The 16,409-nt window shown below is 51.4% G+C and carries 13 protein-coding genes and 1 pseudogene; 8 read left to right on the top strand and 6 right to left on the bottom strand.

Going from position 1 to position 16,409, the window contains the following annotated elements:
* Nucleotides 1–42: 42 nt before the first annotated feature.
* Nucleotides 43–2,520 (bottom strand): TonB-dependent receptor, encoded by a 2,478-nt coding sequence (locus GM556_RS02470; RefSeq protein ID WP_370513572.1) that lies wholly within the window; start codon nt 2,518–2,520, stop codon nt 43–45.
* Between the two features lie 240 nt (nt 2,521–2,760).
* On the opposite strand from GM556_RS02470, the pseudogene mutT reads away from it, so the two are divergent.
* Nucleotides 2,761–3,168, top strand: a pseudogene (gene mutT / locus GM556_RS02465) (8-oxo-dGTP diphosphatase MutT); the annotation flags it as partial.
* Between the two features lie 28 nt (nt 3,169–3,196).
* On the opposite strand, the gene GM556_RS02460 reads toward mutT, so the two are convergent.
* Nucleotides 3,197–4,090 carry an SMP-30/gluconolactonase/LRE family protein gene (locus GM556_RS02460; RefSeq protein WP_155579273.1) on the bottom strand — a complete coding sequence of 298 codons (894 nt, stop codon included), beginning with the start codon at nt 4,088–4,090 and terminating at the stop codon, nt 3,197–3,199.
* A 135-nt stretch (nt 4,091–4,225) separates the two neighbouring features.
* On the opposite strand from GM556_RS02460, the gene GM556_RS02455 reads away from it, so the two are divergent.
* Nucleotides 4,226–4,990, top strand: coding sequence for a molybdopterin-binding protein (locus GM556_RS02455; RefSeq protein ID WP_155579162.1), 765 nt, complete (start codon nt 4,226–4,228; stop codon nt 4,988–4,990).
* A gap of 45 nt (nt 4,991–5,035) precedes the next feature.
* On the opposite strand, the gene GM556_RS02450 is transcribed toward GM556_RS02455, so the two are convergent.
* Nucleotides 5,036–5,755 carry a MutH/Sau3AI family endonuclease gene (locus GM556_RS02450; protein WP_196424584.1) on the bottom strand — a complete coding sequence of 240 codons (720 nt, stop codon included), beginning with the start codon at nt 5,753–5,755 and terminating at the stop codon, nt 5,036–5,038.
* Between the two features lie 208 nt (nt 5,756–5,963).
* Here GM556_RS02450 and GM556_RS02445 point away from each other — a divergent pair, with 208 nt between their 5' ends.
* Entirely contained in the window at nt 5,964–6,803 is an 840-nt protein-coding gene (locus GM556_RS02445; protein ID WP_155579161.1) for a DNA adenine methylase, read from the top strand.
* 125 nt (nt 6,804–6,928) lie between these two features.
* Here the strand turns inward: GM556_RS02445 and GM556_RS02440 are convergent, their stop codons facing one another.
* The 3 genes from GM556_RS02440 to GM556_RS02430 all read right to left on the bottom strand — a co-directional run bounded on the left by GM556_RS02440 (nt 6,929) and on the right by GM556_RS02430 (nt 9,085).
* Nucleotides 6,929–7,897 carry an acetyl-CoA carboxylase carboxyltransferase subunit alpha gene (locus GM556_RS02440; protein WP_099026123.1) on the bottom strand — a complete coding sequence of 323 codons (969 nt, stop codon included), beginning with the start codon at nt 7,895–7,897 and terminating at the stop codon, nt 6,929–6,931.
* A gap of 73 nt (nt 7,898–7,970) precedes the next feature.
* Nucleotides 7,971–8,867, bottom strand: a complete 897-nt coding sequence (locus GM556_RS02435; protein WP_155579272.1) for a tyrosine recombinase — start codon at nt 8,865–8,867, stop codon at nt 7,971–7,973.
* A gap of 14 nt (nt 8,868–8,881) precedes the next feature.
* A complete protein-coding gene (locus GM556_RS02430) occupies nt 8,882–9,085 on the bottom strand; it encodes a hypothetical protein (protein ID WP_155572931.1) in 204 nt (67 codons plus the stop codon).
* A 131-nt stretch (nt 9,086–9,216) separates the two neighbouring features.
* On the opposite strand from GM556_RS02430, the gene aroB reads away from it, so the two are divergent.
* The 5 genes from aroB (at nt 9,217) to GM556_RS02405 (ending at nt 16,404) form a co-directional block, all read left to right on the top strand.
* A complete protein-coding gene (aroB, locus tag GM556_RS02425) occupies nt 9,217–10,896 on the top strand; it encodes a 3-dehydroquinate synthase (protein WP_155579160.1) in 1,680 nt (559 codons plus the stop codon).
* Nucleotides 10,897–11,083: 187 nt separating this feature from the next.
* The gene (locus GM556_RS02420; RefSeq protein WP_155572929.1) at nt 11,084–12,232 is read left to right on the top strand and encodes an OmpA family protein; all 1,149 of its coding nucleotides are present in this window, start codon (nt 11,084–11,086) and stop codon (nt 12,230–12,232) included.
* A 176-nt stretch (nt 12,233–12,408) separates the two neighbouring features.
* The gene (locus tag GM556_RS02415) at nt 12,409–12,843 is read left to right on the top strand and encodes a GtrA family protein (RefSeq protein ID WP_155572928.1); all 435 of its coding nucleotides are present in this window, start codon (nt 12,409–12,411) and stop codon (nt 12,841–12,843) included.
* 92 nt (nt 12,844–12,935) lie between these two features.
* Nucleotides 12,936–15,575: an alanine--tRNA ligase gene (alaS, locus tag GM556_RS02410; RefSeq protein WP_155579159.1), complete on the top strand. Its 2,640-nt coding sequence runs from the start codon at nt 12,936–12,938 to the stop codon at nt 15,573–15,575.
* Between the two features lie 136 nt (nt 15,576–15,711).
* Entirely contained in the window at nt 15,712–16,404 is a 693-nt protein-coding gene (locus GM556_RS02405) for a carbonic anhydrase (RefSeq protein ID WP_155572926.1), read from the top strand.
* Nucleotides 16,405–16,409: the final 5 nt, after the last annotated feature.

The raw sequence follows: 16,409 nt of genomic DNA, 5'->3' as shown, positions 1-16,409 counted from the left end.
ACAATCGGTCCAGCCTCTCATAATACAGGCTGGGCCTTCCCCTTAAAACGCTGCGCTAATCGTCCCGAAATATTCCCGCGTGGCCCCACGCTCTAGGGACTGATAATCCCCTACAGGTGGGTTATTATTCTCACCCATCATGGCAATATATTTTGTATTTAAGAGGTTATAGACGTTAAAACTCACTGTAACATCACGCACGCCAGCCAGTTTCTTAAACGTATAGCTAGCCCCTGTATTGGCCAGCCAATAACCACCAATAGAGGTATCATTCATAAAGCTATAATAACGCCGGCCGAAATAATTCGCATCAAGATGCGCGTTCAATCCATGCCATGTATAGGCAATAGAGGCTTTATACATCCATGTTGGGTAATTAGCGATGCTCTTACCTTTGAGCGGATAATAATTCCCCGCGCTAGAGGTAATATTACGCTCATATCGCCCCCTATTATAGCTAAGCGTATTGGTAATCACCAAGCCCGGCAATGGACGGATGGCAATACTCCCATTCGCCCCCGTCATAGAGATACGCCCGAAGTCAAACTCCTCAGAGATCGGGTTAAACATCGTCCCGCGTGCCCCAGCGAGAAGCTCGTGCATTAAGGTGGAGTGATAAACGGTAGCATCTAGCTGCACAATGGAGGTCGTAAAACGATACCCCCCTAGATAGGTCCATGCTCTTGCAGGCTTGCTCTGCGCCTTTTGCCGTAGGAACTCCTGCTGATTCGGGACGGAAAAGAGGGAGTTTGCCACCCCTGTACCGGAGACCTCATAAGCACGCATATTCTTAGAGACATCAATATAGAACTCATGATGGCGATTCACCCGCCAATCAAGATTGAAATGCGGCAAAAATGCCCCTGTCGCATGTAAGGAGCCAGAAGACAGCCCCCCTGCATCCAGCGCAGCCCATGAATTATCATTCTCATGCCCACCACCAGATGTCTGGGAGATAAGAGAACGGAAGCCCGCTGTCAGCGTCAAATTACGCGTGATGCTATAAATATCCTGTAGATGCGTCTGCACCACATTGGTACGCCAGCGGAAGTTATATACCCGGTCAGCTGGGCCATACACATTATATGGCCCAACGGCTTTAACAGGATTCCCCGCCCCTAATTCTGGCTCTAGGTAATTATATAAACCTGCTGTTTGGTTATTATTCTCATACCAAATACCGGTCTCAATTTTATGATGAGCAATACGATATTGCAGGCTACTATTAACCCCAAAACGCTGCTGGCTATTCTTCCACACCTCTTGATAAAGCGGTACACCATTAGGTGTTGCTACTTGGAGGTCCGGGTCGGTCGAAGCAGCAGAGGCGGCGGCTGTGTAGCTATAATTACCCGACTGCCCATGCCCATAAACAGTTGTGTGCCATGTGAGATGGTCAGTTAATGCGAAATCGAAGTTCAACCCACCTAAAAAGTTTGTCTCACGCTGCCCCCCGTCATAATACGGCATTTGGCATGCATTGACCTGCCCATTAGACCCCGGATAAGCGAGAAAATTATTCGGGCTATTATTGCATTGCTGCGCCCATTGATAGGCTTTTTTGTAATCAGGATAGAGATGAGGCACACGCCATCCCAGATTATGAATCATCCCCAAAGAGAGGTCTGGGTAATTTTGCTGTTGCAGGTCTGTCCAGTCAAAAAAAGCAGAGATTTTGCTACGCTCACCAACAGGTTGCACTAACTTCGCATTCACTTGTTGGAGGAACTGATCACCCTTCCCTTCCCACATTCCCTCATCTGTACGCGCATAAGAGGTGTAAAACTTCGTCCCCGACTCATTCAGCCGTCCAGAATCAAACCGAGCATAAGTCCGATAGGAGCCATAGCTCCCAAAAGCTTGGCTAACCTTCCCCCCCAATTTATCGGCCGGGTCGCTTGAGGTAAAACGAATTGTCCCGCCCAGCGTGTTGGTCGAGGGGACATCCACCCCACCCCCACCTTGGGACATAGTGATGCTATCAATATCATCAGGGATGATAGCAGAGGCCAAGCTCAACCCATTAACCGATTGATAGGTCTGGTCATTTAGCGGGATGCCATCAAGCGTTACGCCTAGCTGATTCATAAAGAAACCACGGACGTAAAGATTGGCCCCAAAACTATCCACACCGAAAGGGTCAGTCGAGGTAAAACTAACCCCCGGCATACGGTCCAACGCCTTATAAGGGCTGGTACCGGGGACATATTGCTTCATCACGCTTTTCGGCACCACCATCTCTGCCGCGCGGCTAACATGCCCTGCATGAACAGAGAGCGTCTGCACGCCTTTTGCGATAACATATTTCGGCTTGTGATGAGTTGGAGCAGCGTGAGCCCCCGCCTGCTGGGCAGGCGCAGCCCCCTTCTTTGCCGGATGCGCAGCCATAGAGGACGCCAACTTCTTGCCTGCTGTTCCATGTGCTAAAGCAGGCTTCTGCGGCTTTGTCTGTGCAAAAGCAGACGCGCCCCCCAAGCCAACAGACATCACAACAGACGATAAAAGAAGATGACGGCGCACTATGCTCAAATCCCTCGCATATTCCAATGGTGATAAACTAGCCACACACTGTTACAGAATAACCGATGATTATCCTTTCATAACAGGCCGGTTTCCTTACCGGCCTACTGCGCTTACGCCAAGGATTCTATCCTTTTTTTAACTTTTCCTCTTTTCCCTGTGGCATAAAAGGCGCATTTTAACCTTATCTTTCCTCTGGTCAGTCCATCTTAATGGGAATATTGCATGACGACACCTTTCCGTCCCCGTACCTTACTCGTCACAGCAGCCGCTCTCATAAAAGATAATGGCACGGTCCTGCTGGCCCAACGTCCAGAGGGCAAAAGCTTTGCAGGATTATGGGAGTTTCCCGGTGGGAAGGTCGAAGTCCCCGAATCACCAGAGGCCGCCTTAGTGCGCGAACTCCATGAGGAACTGGGCCTCATTGTGGCACCAGAAGCCCTAAAGCCCCTTACTTTTGTGAGTGAGGATTGCGCAACCTTCCATCTCCTCATGGTGCTATATGTCGTCCGGCAATGGGAGAACGACCCTATCGGGCGGGAAGGGCAAACCCTCGCTTGGGTCTCTGCTGAAGATTTAGGGACGTATCCTATGCCAAAGGCGGATGCGCCCCTCATCCCCCACATCCAAGAATTGCTCACTCACTAATAGCGGGCATAATGGCTGAGACGCCGCCTTATAGCGGCTCCAGCGCGAAGCTATGTTGGGGGTTACCAGCAATATCGGTACGGAAGGCAAAAATCCCCCCCGCTTGAGGCTGCGCCTCTGCCATACCAGGGGTTAAGCCCTTCCGTGCGGTCGTTACAAAAACGGTCTTATAATCCACGCCCCCAAAAGCAACCTTCGTTACATTAGAGACTGGCAAAGCGATAGGCTCCATCATCGTTCCATCAGGCCGGAAACGCGTAATCTGACCACCAGCCCATGTGCCGCACCATAAATTACCTTCACTATCGGTCACCACACCATCGGGATACCCTTTCGTCAGGGTTGCGAAGATACGCTTATTTTTAAGCTCGCCTGCCTCTGTAATATCAAACGCATAAATACGTTGGCGCGGGCTATCGCAAGCATAAAGTACCTTGCCACAAGGTGAGAGTGCTGGCCCGTTTGAGACCGTATAGCCACTATCCCAATGAGACACGCTAAGTTGACCCTTTTTATGCTCAACATGGTAAAGGGCACCACTCTCCCGGCTCTCGCCTTCATCCATCGTGCCAAACCAGATGCGCCCTTTTTGGTCCACACAGCCATCATTAAGGCGGTTATCGGGATCCTCTGCCTCTATCGTGCACGCATGTTCAAAATATCCGGTTTTAACATCAAACCGATGCAACCCATCAGGCAACCCCGCCAAAAATGTGCCATCACTGACAGGGAGGAGAAAGCCAATCCGATTAGGGGCATTCCAACTCTTGAGCGTAGCATCTGCAAGGCAATAGCGATGGACACGATGGCTATGAATATCCACAAAATAAAAGGACTGCTCTGCCGCTATCCAAACTGGTCCCTCCCCTAGCATGGCACGGAGGTCCGAGAGACAAACAGGTTTGTGATATTCTAGCTCCATAGCGAACACTCCTTTTCTTACCACCGTAATAGGCCCATAGTGAGGGTGGTTCATACATCCTTCATCACGTCCCTAGGCTGATAGGACACCCTACAACCTATGGGGATGTGGCTATTATAAGGTAATTCTAAGCTTATGGCTTCCCGTACAGCGTGTTTTCTTGTCATTGGTAATGAGATTCTCTCCGGCCGCACACAAGATGCAAATGTGCGCGTCCTTGCTCAAGCCCTCAATCATCAAGGGATTCGGTTGGTAGAGGTCCGTGTCATCCCCGATATTCCTGCTCATATCATCACAACGGTTAATGAATGTCGCGCCCGGTTCGACCTCCTCTTTACAAGCGGGGGCATTGGCCCCACCCATGATGATATTACCGCCGCGTGCATTGCCGAGGCGTTTAACGTCCCGCTGATATGCCATGAGGAAAGCTTCCGCCAGCTTGAAGCCCTTTTCCCTGCCGGGAGCTTTAATAAAGCCCGCCAGCGTATGGCGTGGCTCCCCCAAGGAGCAACGCCTATTAAAAACAGCGTCTCCACCGCGCCGGGTTTCTCTTTAGGCAATGTCCATGTCATGGCGGGGGTGCCGCGTATTTTTCAAGCCATGGTCTCATGGCTCATCCCGCAATTAGAGGCAGGCTCCCCTTTATCCAGCGTAAGCTGGTATAGCTATGATGTGTATGAAGGCGACCTTGCTGAGCCCCTCACTGCCCTGCAACATAACTACCCTATGCTAGATATTGGCTCTTACCCCTTTGATGCCGGCCCAAAACGCGGCGTGGCTCTTGTAGCCAAAGGGTATGATGACCAAGCCGTCTCCCATGCAGGGGCCGCCCTTAAGCACTTATTGCAAGGCCTCGGCTTCACACCGCTAGAAGGCGACCCTCCCCGTCATACAGACTAAACACGCCTTTAAGCGGCCCCTTCCCCCAACGGGGAGTCAGTGCGTTTATTCGTCATCTGTTAGTGGGATACCTATTTGCGCGCCAGAGACCTTATGTAAGGAAGACTTAGCCTTGGCATTAGGCTCGAAGAGTTTCCTCACTAAATCTTTGCGCGCATAAAATGCACGGGTCTTAGGGTTAGGCTGCCCAGTTCTTGGATTAACCCCTCCTTGACCTTTTGTTCTTGGTTGAATCCATGTTCCATCTTTTCCACTTAAACTATGGAAACCATCTTTTATAGATTTCTCTCTAATATCCTCATAGTCTTTCTTTATCTCCTTTATTGTCTCATCACCATCTAAAAACTCAAAAGAGGTTACGCTTAATAATTTACTTGTCTTCGCCCCGCTCCCCTCAAAAGAGGTAGCGCAGCATATTAATTTTTCTAACTTGCTCCATAGATGAGTTTTATAAAAATCATCCTCTTTCGCTAAGGACGCTTCATCTATCATCGTAATGGCCATTGTTTCCTTGGGGTCCCATTTATCGCCTTTTCTTGTATGCACTACAGATTTTAACTCAAAATCTCCTCCGTCTGGTGCCCTAATATTGTTATTATCCAAACCCGCTAACTGTTCTAAAACCTGCCCTTTCCACCCTTTATTAATCTTTCCATCTTTTTCTATAGTAATGTTATATTTCTCAGCGTAAAGCCCTAAATCATGGCCTATATATTTTCGTAAATTATGTAAAGCCTCATCCCTTGATATGGTCTTTTTTGTCATCTTATATCCCCTACTCATGTTTTTTAGTAAGCTGAAGCCACAACGCTATAAAGATAGACCGTTAAAAAACGCCCTGTCCTAAGATAGAGAATGTATTAAAGCTTATGTCAATCTAAGATATTTTCTATAATAGCCATACATAAATAGGTATGATATATCATTAAACAAGGTATTCCTTTGTTCCTTTGTCTGGAAGAAAATCAGCAAAATGCCTCTCTCAAGAGACAAAAGCAATTTTATCCACCCCAAACCATTTGTGAAATGGGCTGGCGGTAAACGTCAATTAGTTGCTATCCTGCAAGAGGAACTGCCAGAGGCGTTCAATACATATTATGAACCTTTCTTAGGCGGTGGCGCACTCTTTTTTAGCCAACTGCCCCAAAAGGCGGCCATCTCGGACATTAACTCTCACCTCATCAACGCTTATACGATCATCAGAGATGAGTTGCCCTGCCTATTGCAGGCTCTCAGCAAACATCAGAACACCCCTGATTATTTTTACGCCATACGCGCCCAAGACCCGACTACGCTCTCCAAGGTAGAGCAAGCCAGCCGGTTTATATTCTTGAATAAAACATGCTTTAACGGCCTGTATCGAGAGAATAAAAAGGGCCAATTCAATACCCCATTCGGCAAATATAAAAATCCAAACATCCTAGATGCGACAAACTTAACCGCTATCCATGGCTATCTTAATGAAAAATCTATATCCATTAGCCGCCATGATTATAAAAAAGTGCGTTCTACCGCTCAAAAAGGGGATTTTGTGTATCTCGACCCCCCCTATGTGCCGCTGACACCAACAGCTAACTTTTCTAGCTACACAAAGCAGGGGTTTACTCTGCAAGACCAAGAAGACCTTGCCGCACTCTTTAAAGAGCTTTCACACAAAGGGGTCAAAGCCATGCTCTCTAACTCTAATACCGAGATTGTTAGAGAGCTATATCGCGATTTTGATATCAAAACAGTATCCGCCAAAAGAGCCATTAACTGCAAAGGGGGAAGCAGAGGAAAAGAGCCAAACGAGGTTATTGTGAAGAATTATTGATGTAATACAGAGCGTTCCAAGATACTAAAAAACTCCCTTAAAGCTGCCACATACCAGTCTCACCATAAAAAAACCGCCCCTATAATGGGAGGGGCGGCCTTATACGGCGTAATACTACCTACATATCAATGAGCGCGCGTCATCTCCAAATAACGCTCCCTGCGGGATGGCAGCAAATCCTCTTTAGGGATTGCCTTCACAGCGGCCAAAGCCTCTGCGATGGCCTCACCAACACGGTCAATCGCCTCGGCAGGCATACGCTGTGCACCACCAACAGGCTCCTCAATAATCTGATCAATCAGCCCTAATTTCTTCAAATCATGAGCTGTCAATTTCAAAGCTTCAGCGGCATTAGGGGCCATCTTCGGGTCCCGCCACAAAATAGAAGCCGCCGCTTCTGGCGAAATAACCGAGTAAATCGCATGTTCTAACATCAACACACGGTCCCCTGCGGCAATGGCAATCGCCCCACCAGAGCCACCCTCACCAATTACGGTAGCAATCAACGGCACTTTTACTTGCAGGCATGTATCAATCGCCCGCGCAATCGCCTCGGCCTGACCGCGTGCCTCAGCATCAATCCCCGGCCATGCGCCAGCAGTATCCACAAAAGTGAGAATCGGTAGGCCAAAACGCTCTGCCAGACGCATCAAACGCTGCGCCTTACGATACCCCTCTGGCCGTGCCATCCCAAAATTATGACGCAAACGGCTCTCTGTATCAGAGCCACGCTCTGTGCCAATCACCACAACAGGCTGACCCCGAAAGCGCGCAAGCCCCCCGATAAGAGCTTGGTCATCCCCAAAAAGACGATCCCCCGCAAGAGGGGTGTATTCTGTCATGAGGGATTCGATGTAATCCAAAGCGTGAGGCCGCTGTGCATGGCGTGCAACTTGTACCTTCTGCAATGGCGTTAATTTGCCATACAAAGTGCGAAGCTGCTTATCCGCCTTTTCAGACAGACGGGTCATTTCCTCATCAATATTCAGACCATCCAGGCCGGCCCCATTTTCTTGGCGGCTAACCTGACGAAGTTCACCGATCTTGGTCTCAAGCTCGGCAACTGATTTTTCAAAATCTAGGAACTGGCGCATACCCTGCCCGATAGCACGCCAAGAGAGCCTAAAATAGCCCTTATTTGCATTTCCTAACGAGAAACTCGTCCCCTCATCCCCCTCGTCCTAAGGGATGATATTGCCGAACTGTTTCTTTCAACCGTTCTGTCATCACCTGTGTGTAGATTTGCGTGGTCGTAATATCAGCATGGCCTAACAACATCTGTAACGCTCTAAGGTCAGCACCGCGATTGAGCAAATGTGTGGCAAAGGAATGACGCAATACATGCGGGCTAACCCGTTGCGGGTCTATTCCCGCTTGAAGCGCACAAGCGTGCAAAATCTTATCAAAACCCTGCCGGGTTAAGGGCTTTTGGGGGTTACGACCAGGGAACAGCCACGGGCTATCCAACACGCTATCATAAGCTATCAAGGCCTCTGCCGCTTCTCGCGCAGCATGAGAGAACGGCACCAATCGCTCCCGCCCGCCTTTGCCGCGGATGGGCAACATCCCTCCCTTATGACGCACTGCCTGCGCAGGAAGGGTGAGGAGTTCGCTAATCCGCAGGCCCGTTGTATAGAGCAGCTCTAACGCTACGCGAGCCAGTAAATCGCGCCGCACATCAGCATGGCCGCGTGTGCCTTTCTCCAACAGTTTTTGCACCTCAGCTTCGCTAAGCGGATGAGGCAAGCCCGCCTGATAACGTGGCGTTGCTTGGCCTGCTGTAAAATCATCCTCACGCACACCCATTTGAAGCAAAAAGCGGGCAAATTGTTTAAGGGCAGAAAGCCGCCGCGCTTGTGTGCGTGCGGCAAGCCCCGCGCGCCCTAACGCCGCAAAATAGGCGTGAACACGCATTGCTGGCACTACAGCTACGGACTCCGGCGCACACCAACGGGCGAAATCCTCCAAATCAGCGCGATAAGCTTGCCGCGTCTTTTGAGCCGCCCCGCGCTCGGCCAACATCGTCTCCAAGAACGAATCTATAAGAGCCGCAGACTCCACCATAAAAGTGCGATGCTTCAATGCCCTCCAACAGGGGGTAGCTCCGGCAAGCTTGCCCCCCCGCTTGTCTGTGCTGGCGCGCTAGGTGCAGCATGGGGCACTAAGTCATGATGAACCATAACAGGAGCAGGAGCATGCTCCCCATGCGTTAAGATATAGCCGCCCCCTGCCAGTATAATCAGGACCAATAAGGCCACAGCCAAACGCACAATGACTTTCATAAAATCACTCCCCAAAGGATATGACACACTTATAAAGGGAAGAAGCCATTTTAAAAACCCTCCTTCTCCAACATGCTCTTAAACATAGAGGAGACCTACCCCCGCCTCTTTAGCCGTGATAGAAAAACGCTATGTCGCACTCTCCTTCCCCGCGCGCTTCGTCAGAGAAGCCCCCTTTTCATATTATTGTGCTTGTTGGCCTCATGGGGGCTGGCAAAACCACGCTAGGCCGCCAACTTGCGCACTATTACGGTATCCCTTTTATCGATACTGATGCCGAAATTGAAAAAGCAAGCCGCCAAAGCATTGCAGAAATCTTCTCCCAACATGGAGAGGCCCATTTCCGTGCGGGAGAGCATCGGGTCATACGCCGCCTCCTCAAGGGGGGGCCATGTATCCTTGCCACAGGCGGCGGAGCGTGGATGCACCCACGCACCCGCGCCCTTAGCCATAAACGAACAGACATTTGCACTATATGGTTGCATGTCCCCATGCCAACCCTCCTCAAACGTCTCCTCCATAATCGCCATAACCGGCCTCTCTTAGCCCAAGGCGACCCAGAAGCAACCCTCCGCCGCCTCGCCCAAGAGCGTTACCCTTATTACGCAGAGGCCGACCTTATCATCGAATGTGGAGATGAAAGCGTGGAACACGCCACACACACCATCACAACCCAACTCGCCACAGCCACACCACCGCATCATGTTCCCGTTACATTGGCAGGCCATAGCTATGAAGTACTCACCGGCCCTCAGCTTTTGCATGATGCAGGCTTACGCATCCGCCCTCACCTGCCCAATAACCGCGCTGTTATCCTCACAGATAGCACGGTCGCCTCCTTGCATCTCGCTGCGCTAGAAGAAAGCCTCACCCGCGCTGGCATCCATTTTGCCACCATCACCGTACCGCCCGGGGAAAGCAGCAAATCCCTCAAGCGATTTGAAGACGTCATTGAAACGATTCTCGCCCAAGGGATAGAGCGCGGCACAACCATCATAGCCTTTGGCGGTGGTGTTGTAGGGGATCTTGCTGGCTTTGTTGCTGCAAGCATTTTGCGCGGCGTACCCTTTATCCAAATCCCCACCACATTGCTTGCTCAAGTTGATAGCTCTGTCGGCGGGAAAACCGGCATCAACGCAAAAGCCGGGAAGAATCTCATCGGAGCCTTCTGGCAGCCTAACCTCGTTCTAGCTGATACAACCGTGCTGGACACACTCCCCCCACGCCAGCTCGTAGCGGGGTATGCAGAAATCGTTAAGTCAGGCTTAATTGCGGATGAAAGATTATTCGCATGGTGTGAGCAACATGGCCATGCCGTCTTAAAAGGCGACCCTGCCGCTCTAGGCGAAGCGGTACGCCGTGCCTGCCTCTTTAAAACCGGAGTCGTACAAGACGATGAGCGGGAATCTGCCCACTCTGGCGGGCGCGCCTTGCTTAATCTGGGCCATACCTTCGCCCACGCTTTTGAGGCCGAGTTTCATTATGATGGGCGGCTCTTACATGGGGAGGCTGTATCTATCGGCCTACATATGGCTCTTGCTCTTTCGGTCAAAATGGGACTCGCCCCACAAGACGATCTCGCACGCCTAGATGCCCATCTACATAAGCTCAATATGCCTGTAGGAAAGGCCGACTTGCCCCATAATCTCAGTACAGCGACTCTTCTGGCACATATGGGGCGGGATAAAAAACTCCGCGAAGGAAAAGTAACCTTCATCCTCCTCCACGGCATTGGCAAAGCCTTCACCTGTCGTGATGTCGCCTTGGAGGATGTTCGCGCTCTCCTTCTTGCCGAAGGGTTCGCCCCTTAATCAATCTGTGTTCAATTAGACACAGTATCTACTTCTTCGCAACAGAGATGCCTAAAAGCTCTTAACTTTGAGGCATCTTTCCCCTAAATCAGACTCATCGGCCGCGCTGGCTTCACACGGTGATCATTCCGATGCCCGCCAACCGTAATGGCCGTATGTTACACAATGTTAAGGACTGATGAAGTAAATGCGTATTCGTAATGCACTTCTCGCCATGACCTCGATGGTGGCTCTGCCCTCCCTCGCCATGGCCAGCACGATCACCGGCCCGTATGTCGATATGGCAGCCGGCTATAACCTGGTTCAGCACCAGAGTGCCCGCGTTGGCACAGGCCGCAGCATCAAGCGCGATGCTACGCAAGACTACGGCAAAATGCACTCCGGCACAGGCTTTAACGGCTATCTGTCCGCTGGTTATGGCTTCGGCAACGGCCTGCGTGCTGAGGTTGAGGGTAACTACAACCAGACACATATCAATCGTCTGACAGGCACCTTCGCTGATGGTGGAACACGTCACGCTCATGGTAAGAGCGAAGGCTATGGCGCGTTCGTCAACGTCCTGTATGACATTGACCTCGGCATGTTCGGCCTGAACAACTTCCCTGTCACACCGTTCGTTGGTATCGGTGCTGGCTATATGTGGCAGAACTACCGTAAGGTTTACAACCGCGGCACAAACTATCCTAACTTCAACAACACCACAGGTGGCCTCGCTGCTCAGGGTATCGTTGGTGCGGCTTACGACATCCCAGGCGTTCCCGGTTTGGCTCTGACCACCCAGTATCGTTTCATCGGTCAGGCTGGTTCTTCAGGGGGGGGCTCCAACGGCCGTCACTACCTGCATCATGACGGTGAACGCGGTGATCGCGTTGGTTATGGCACACGCTATACCCACCAGTTCCTCTTCGGTGTTCGTTACGCCTTCAACAGCGCACCGCCAGCTCCGCCAGCTGCACCGCATGTTGTCGTTCCGCCGCCGGCTCAGGCTGCTCGCACTTACCTCGTCTTCTTCGACTGGGATAAGTCCAACCTGACAGGTCGCGCTCGTGAGATCGTTGCTCAGGCTGCTCAAGCTTCCACACACGTCCAGACAACACGCATCGAAGTTAACGGTTACACCGATAACTCCGCTGCTCATCCTGGCCCGCGTGGTGAGAAGTACAACATGGGTCTCTCCATCAAGCGCGCTAACAGCGTGAAGGCTGAGCTGGTCCGTCTCGGCGTGCCTGCTACAGCTATCGACATCCACGGTTACGGCGATGCCAAGCCGCTGGTTACAACAGCTAAAAACACACGTGAGCCGCAGAACCGTCGTGTTGAGATCATCCTGAAGTAAGTTCAGATGAACACTCAGCGGACCATCTAAGGTTTGTGAAAGAGGGCACCTCCGGGTGCCCTTTTTTGTGGGCTTTTTATCTCTAAAACCGTTCTAGAAATCCTTACGTCTAGAGCCAAGCTATGCTAAGCCCCTAGCTATTCCATCCCTCACAGCGTTGGCACCTAAAAGAAGCAATGCACCTCATCAAACAAAACTGGCAAAAATATTATCCCCTCCTCCAACGGTTCTTCTATTTTGGTATCGTTGGTGCGATAGGCTTCCTGGTAGATTGGGCTACATTATCGCTCTTTCGTCATGCCCTTGGCCTGCGCCTCGCCGCTTTGCTTGCTTATATTGTGGCCTCTAGCAATAACTGGTTGTTAAATCGTTATTGGACATTCCGCGACCGTTGCCGCGAAAGCTATACACTTCATCACCAATGGGGACGATTCATCCTCGCTAACTTACCCGGATTTATCATCAATCGCGGAATTGTGCTGGCTCTGTTCAGCCTCTGGCCCCTTACACGCCATTATACTTTTATCGCCCTTCTTTGCGGCACGGCTGGCGGCATGTTCATCAATTTCGCCTTCTGTCATCATTTCGTCTTTCACAAAAAGAAAGACTAATCCGACTAAGAATCCTGCCATTTCCAATAACGCGGGAATCCTCTAACATACGGAAAGCATTCCTCCTTTCCGCCCTTCGGACTTATAGGCTCATGATCAGCACCAACGATATCCGCTCTCAATTCCTCAGCTACTTTGAATCTCACGGTCATCAGATTCTACCCTCTGCGTCTCTTGTGCCACAAAATGACCCATCCCTTCTTTTTACCAATGCGGGGATGGTCCCTTTTAAAAACGTCTTTACCGGGCAAGAGAGCTTACCCTTCAAGCGTGCAACAACAGCCCAAAAGGTCGTCCGGGCAGGCGGGAAGCATAACGACCTTGATAATGTTGGCTATACAGCCCGGCATCATACTTTCTTTGAGATGATGGGTAATTTCAGCTTTGGAGACTACTTCAAAGCGGAAGTGATTGAATTCGCTTGGACACTCCTAACCAAGGGCTTCTCCATCCCTGCGGAAAAGCTGCTTGTTACTGTCTATGCAGATGACCATGAAGCCGCAGAATTGTGGAAAAAAATCGCGGGTCTTACGGACGAAAAAATCATCCGCATTGCTACCTCTGATAATTTCTGGCGCATGGGCGATACTGGCCCTTGTGGCCCCTCCTCCGAAATCTTTTACGACCACGGCCCCTCTGTTGCTGGGGGCCCTCCCGGTAGCCCTGATGAAGATGGCGACCGCTTTGTCGAGATTTGGAATCTCGTCTTTATGCAATTCTTTGAGGAAGGTGAGGGCAAGCGCTCCAACCTCCCCCATCCTTCTATTGATACCGGCATGGGGCTAGAGCGGTTCGCTGCCGTTATGCAGGGTAAGAAGGATAATTACGATACAGATACCCTCCGCGCTTTAATTGAGGCCTCTGCGGAGTTAATGCATCAAGATGCTGATGGGCGTTTTAAAACCAGCCATCGCGTTGTGGCTGACCATTTACGCTCTACAGCCTTCCTCATCTCCGATGGTGTTCTCCCCTCCCGCGAAGGGCGCGGCTATGTCTTACGCCGCATTATGCGCCGTGCCATGCGCCATCTCCATCTCATGGGCGCGAAGGAGCCCGTTTTTTATCGCCTCCTCCCCGCGCTCATCCAACAGATGGGCCATGCCTACCCAGAGCTAAACCAGCATAAAGCCCTCATTGCTGAGACCATGAAAGGCGAGGAAGAACGCTTCACCGCCTTACTTGGCCGTGGGATGGCTCTGCTGGAAGAGGAAATGGGACGACTCTCCAGCAAAGGGCAGCTCCCCGGTGATGTGGCTTTTAAGCTTTACGACACATTTGGCTTCCCGCTGGACCTTACCCAAGATGTCCTCCGTGAGCGCGGCCATAAAGTGGATGAGGCAGGCTTTGAAAATGCCATGGCTGAGCAACGCCAACGTGCCCGTGCGGCCTGGGTGGGCTCTGGCGATAGTGCTGTAGAGACTGTGTGGTTTGATGCGCGCGACCGCTTCGGGGGGACGGAGTTCCTCGGCTATGTAAGTGAAGCCGCGGATGCCCAAGTGCAAGCTATCTTCCGCGGTAGTGATGAACTCGCCGAGGCAAAAGCGGGTGATGAAGTCGCTATTCTTCTCAACCAATCGCCTTTTTATGGGGAGAGTGGTGGGCAAGTGGGCGACCACGGCACGCTCACAGGCCCCGGTTTGAAAATCGACATCACCGATACGCAAAAGAAGAACGGCACGCTCATCGTGCATTATGGCCGCGTGGTGGAGGGTGTCCTCAAACCCGGTATGGATGTCCATGCCGAAATCGACCATACACGCCGGACGGCCGTGCGCGGGCATCACTCTGCCACACATTTATTGCATGAGGCCTTGCGCCGTCACATTGGCGAGCATGTCACCCAAAAAGGTAGCCTCAACACGCCGGATCGTTTGCGGTTTGACATCAGCCAGCCCCGTCCCCTCACTGAGGAGGAGCTAAAGCACATTGAGGCTGAGGTTAATGCGCGCATCCGGCAAAATAGCCCGGTTGAAACGCGCCTCATGACGCAGGAGCAAGCCATTGAGAGCGGGGCTATGGCCCTCTTTGGTGAGAAATATGGCGACGAGGTGCGCGTTGTCTTCATGGGGGATGAGGATGAGAAAAACCGCCAAGCCTACTCCATCGAGCTTTGCGGCGGAACGCATGTAAACCGTCTGGGTGAGATTGGCCTTTTCCGCATCCTGTCCGAAAGCGGGGTCTCATCTGGTGTGCGCCGCATTGAGGCCGTATGTGGGGCCGCAGCAGAACAGGCTATTCGCACTAGTGAGGACCGCCTTGCCGAGATGGCCGCTCTGCTCAAGGTCACACCGGCTGAGGCTCCCGCTCGTCTTGCCGCTTTGTTAGAGGAGCGCAAAGCCTTAAATGCGCAGATTTCCTCTCTGCAACATAAGCTAACAACGGGGGATGGTGCGGCATCAAGCGAGACAATCAACGGTGTTACGCTTGCAGCCCGCTTCTTGGAGGATGTAAACCCCAAGGACCTCAAAGGACTAGCTGAGGGGCTGCTCAAACAGATTTCCTCCGGCGTTGTCGCGTTAATCTCCGGGGCGAATGAGCGTGGCAGCATCGTCATTGCCATTAGCAAAGACCTCACCACACGTTTTGATGCTGTAGCCCTTGTCCGTGAGGCTTCTGCCCTCATGGATGGTAAAGGTGGCGGTGGCCGTCCCGACATGGCCCAAGCCGGTGGGACTGAACCCGCTGCTGAAGCTGTGTTTGAGATGATTCGCCGTAAACTTACAGAGGGTTAAGGTCTTTTCAGCTAGACGGAGATTAAAAATCTTTTTAAGGGTGCGGAGCGATAGGGCTGTATCTCTCTATCGCTCCACCTGCCATTACGCCATCTTTTATTTTTGTATGAGGCGTCTTAACCGGGGAAACAAAAATATGGTCTTTCACCGTAACACTCTGCTAGAGCTGCTGGATGGCGTGCAGACTTTCGAGAGCGAAGTGTATCCACAAAAGCAGGATCTATTCCAGAGTCTAGCTTACGATCAGACCCCGCCAACCTTGTTCATCACCTGTGCGGATAGCCGCATCAGCCCTAGCCTGATTACACAGACAGAGCCGGGTGAGCTGTTCCTCATCCGCAATGTCGGTAATATCGTCCCCGCCTATGGCAATATGGTTGGGGCAATCGCCTCAGCCATTGAATATGCTGTCGGTGCGCTCAAGGTAAAGAACATCATCATCTGCGGTCATTCTAACTGCGGGGCTATGTCGGCTCTCATCGACTTAGCTACGGAACCGGACAAGCTAAAACATATGCCCACCGTCCGCCGTTGGTTGCATAATGCAGAGGCCGCCGCTGCGACTATTAGTGACCTCCGTGCCGAAGATGTCGGCCCTAAGGATGTGCGCGACCTTGCGGAAGCAAATGTTCGTTTGCAGATTACACATCTAAAAACCCATCCCATCGTTGCCAAAGCCCTCTCCCGTGGGGAGCTAAATGTACAAGGATGGTATTACGATATTAAGAAGGGCCGTGTTTATATTCTTACTGAGGATGCCAAAACAGAACATTCCGTCAAAGAGGCTATCGCTATCCTTAGAAAAAATAAAAACCCCAATGATGTTTAATCATG

Source organism: Bombella sp. ESL0378, assembly GCF_009725845.1.
Classification (GTDB): domain Bacteria; phylum Pseudomonadota; class Alphaproteobacteria; order Acetobacterales; family Acetobacteraceae; genus Bombella; species Bombella pollinis.
Note: the sequence above shows the minus strand (reverse complement) of the source record. Positions and strands in the feature narration are given on the sequence as shown.

What these genes read in the sequence shown, in the direction of transcription:
- GM556_RS02405 (WP_155572926.1), top strand. Translation starts at nt 15,712, where the DNA reads ATGGTCTTTCACCGTAACACTCTGCTAGAGCTGCTGGATGGCGTGCAG.
- GM556_RS02430 (WP_155572931.1), bottom strand. Translation starts at nt 9,085, where the DNA reads ATGAAAGTCATTGTGCGTTTGGCTGTGGCCTTATTGGTCCTGATTATA.
- GM556_RS02455 (WP_155579162.1), top strand. Translation starts at nt 4,226, where the DNA reads ATGGCTTCCCGTACAGCGTGTTTTCTTGTCATTGGTAATGAGATTCTC.
- alaS (WP_155579159.1), top strand. Translation starts at nt 12,936, where the DNA reads ATGATCAGCACCAACGATATCCGCTCTCAATTCCTCAGCTACTTTGAA.
- GM556_RS02420 (WP_155572929.1), top strand. Translation starts at nt 11,084, where the DNA reads ATGCGTATTCGTAATGCACTTCTCGCCATGACCTCGATGGTGGCTCTG.
- GM556_RS02415 (WP_155572928.1), top strand. Translation starts at nt 12,409, where the DNA reads ATGCACCTCATCAAACAAAACTGGCAAAAATATTATCCCCTCCTCCAA.
- GM556_RS02445 (WP_155579161.1), top strand. Translation starts at nt 5,964, where the DNA reads ATGCCTCTCTCAAGAGACAAAAGCAATTTTATCCACCCCAAACCATTT.
- GM556_RS02440 (WP_099026123.1), bottom strand. Translation starts at nt 7,897, where the DNA reads ATGCGCCAGTTCCTAGATTTTGAAAAATCAGTTGCCGAGCTTGAGACC.
- aroB (WP_155579160.1), top strand. Translation starts at nt 9,217, where the DNA reads ATGTCGCACTCTCCTTCCCCGCGCGCTTCGTCAGAGAAGCCCCCTTTT.
- GM556_RS02450 (WP_196424584.1), bottom strand. Translation starts at nt 5,755, where the DNA reads ATGACAAAAAAGACCATATCAAGGGATGAGGCTTTACATAATTTACGA.
- GM556_RS02460 (WP_155579273.1), bottom strand. Translation starts at nt 4,090, where the DNA reads ATGGAGCTAGAATATCACAAACCTGTTTGTCTCTCGGACCTCCGTGCC.
- GM556_RS02435 (WP_155579272.1), bottom strand. Translation starts at nt 8,867, where the DNA reads ATGGTGGAGTCTGCGGCTCTTATAGATTCGTTCTTGGAGACGATGTTG.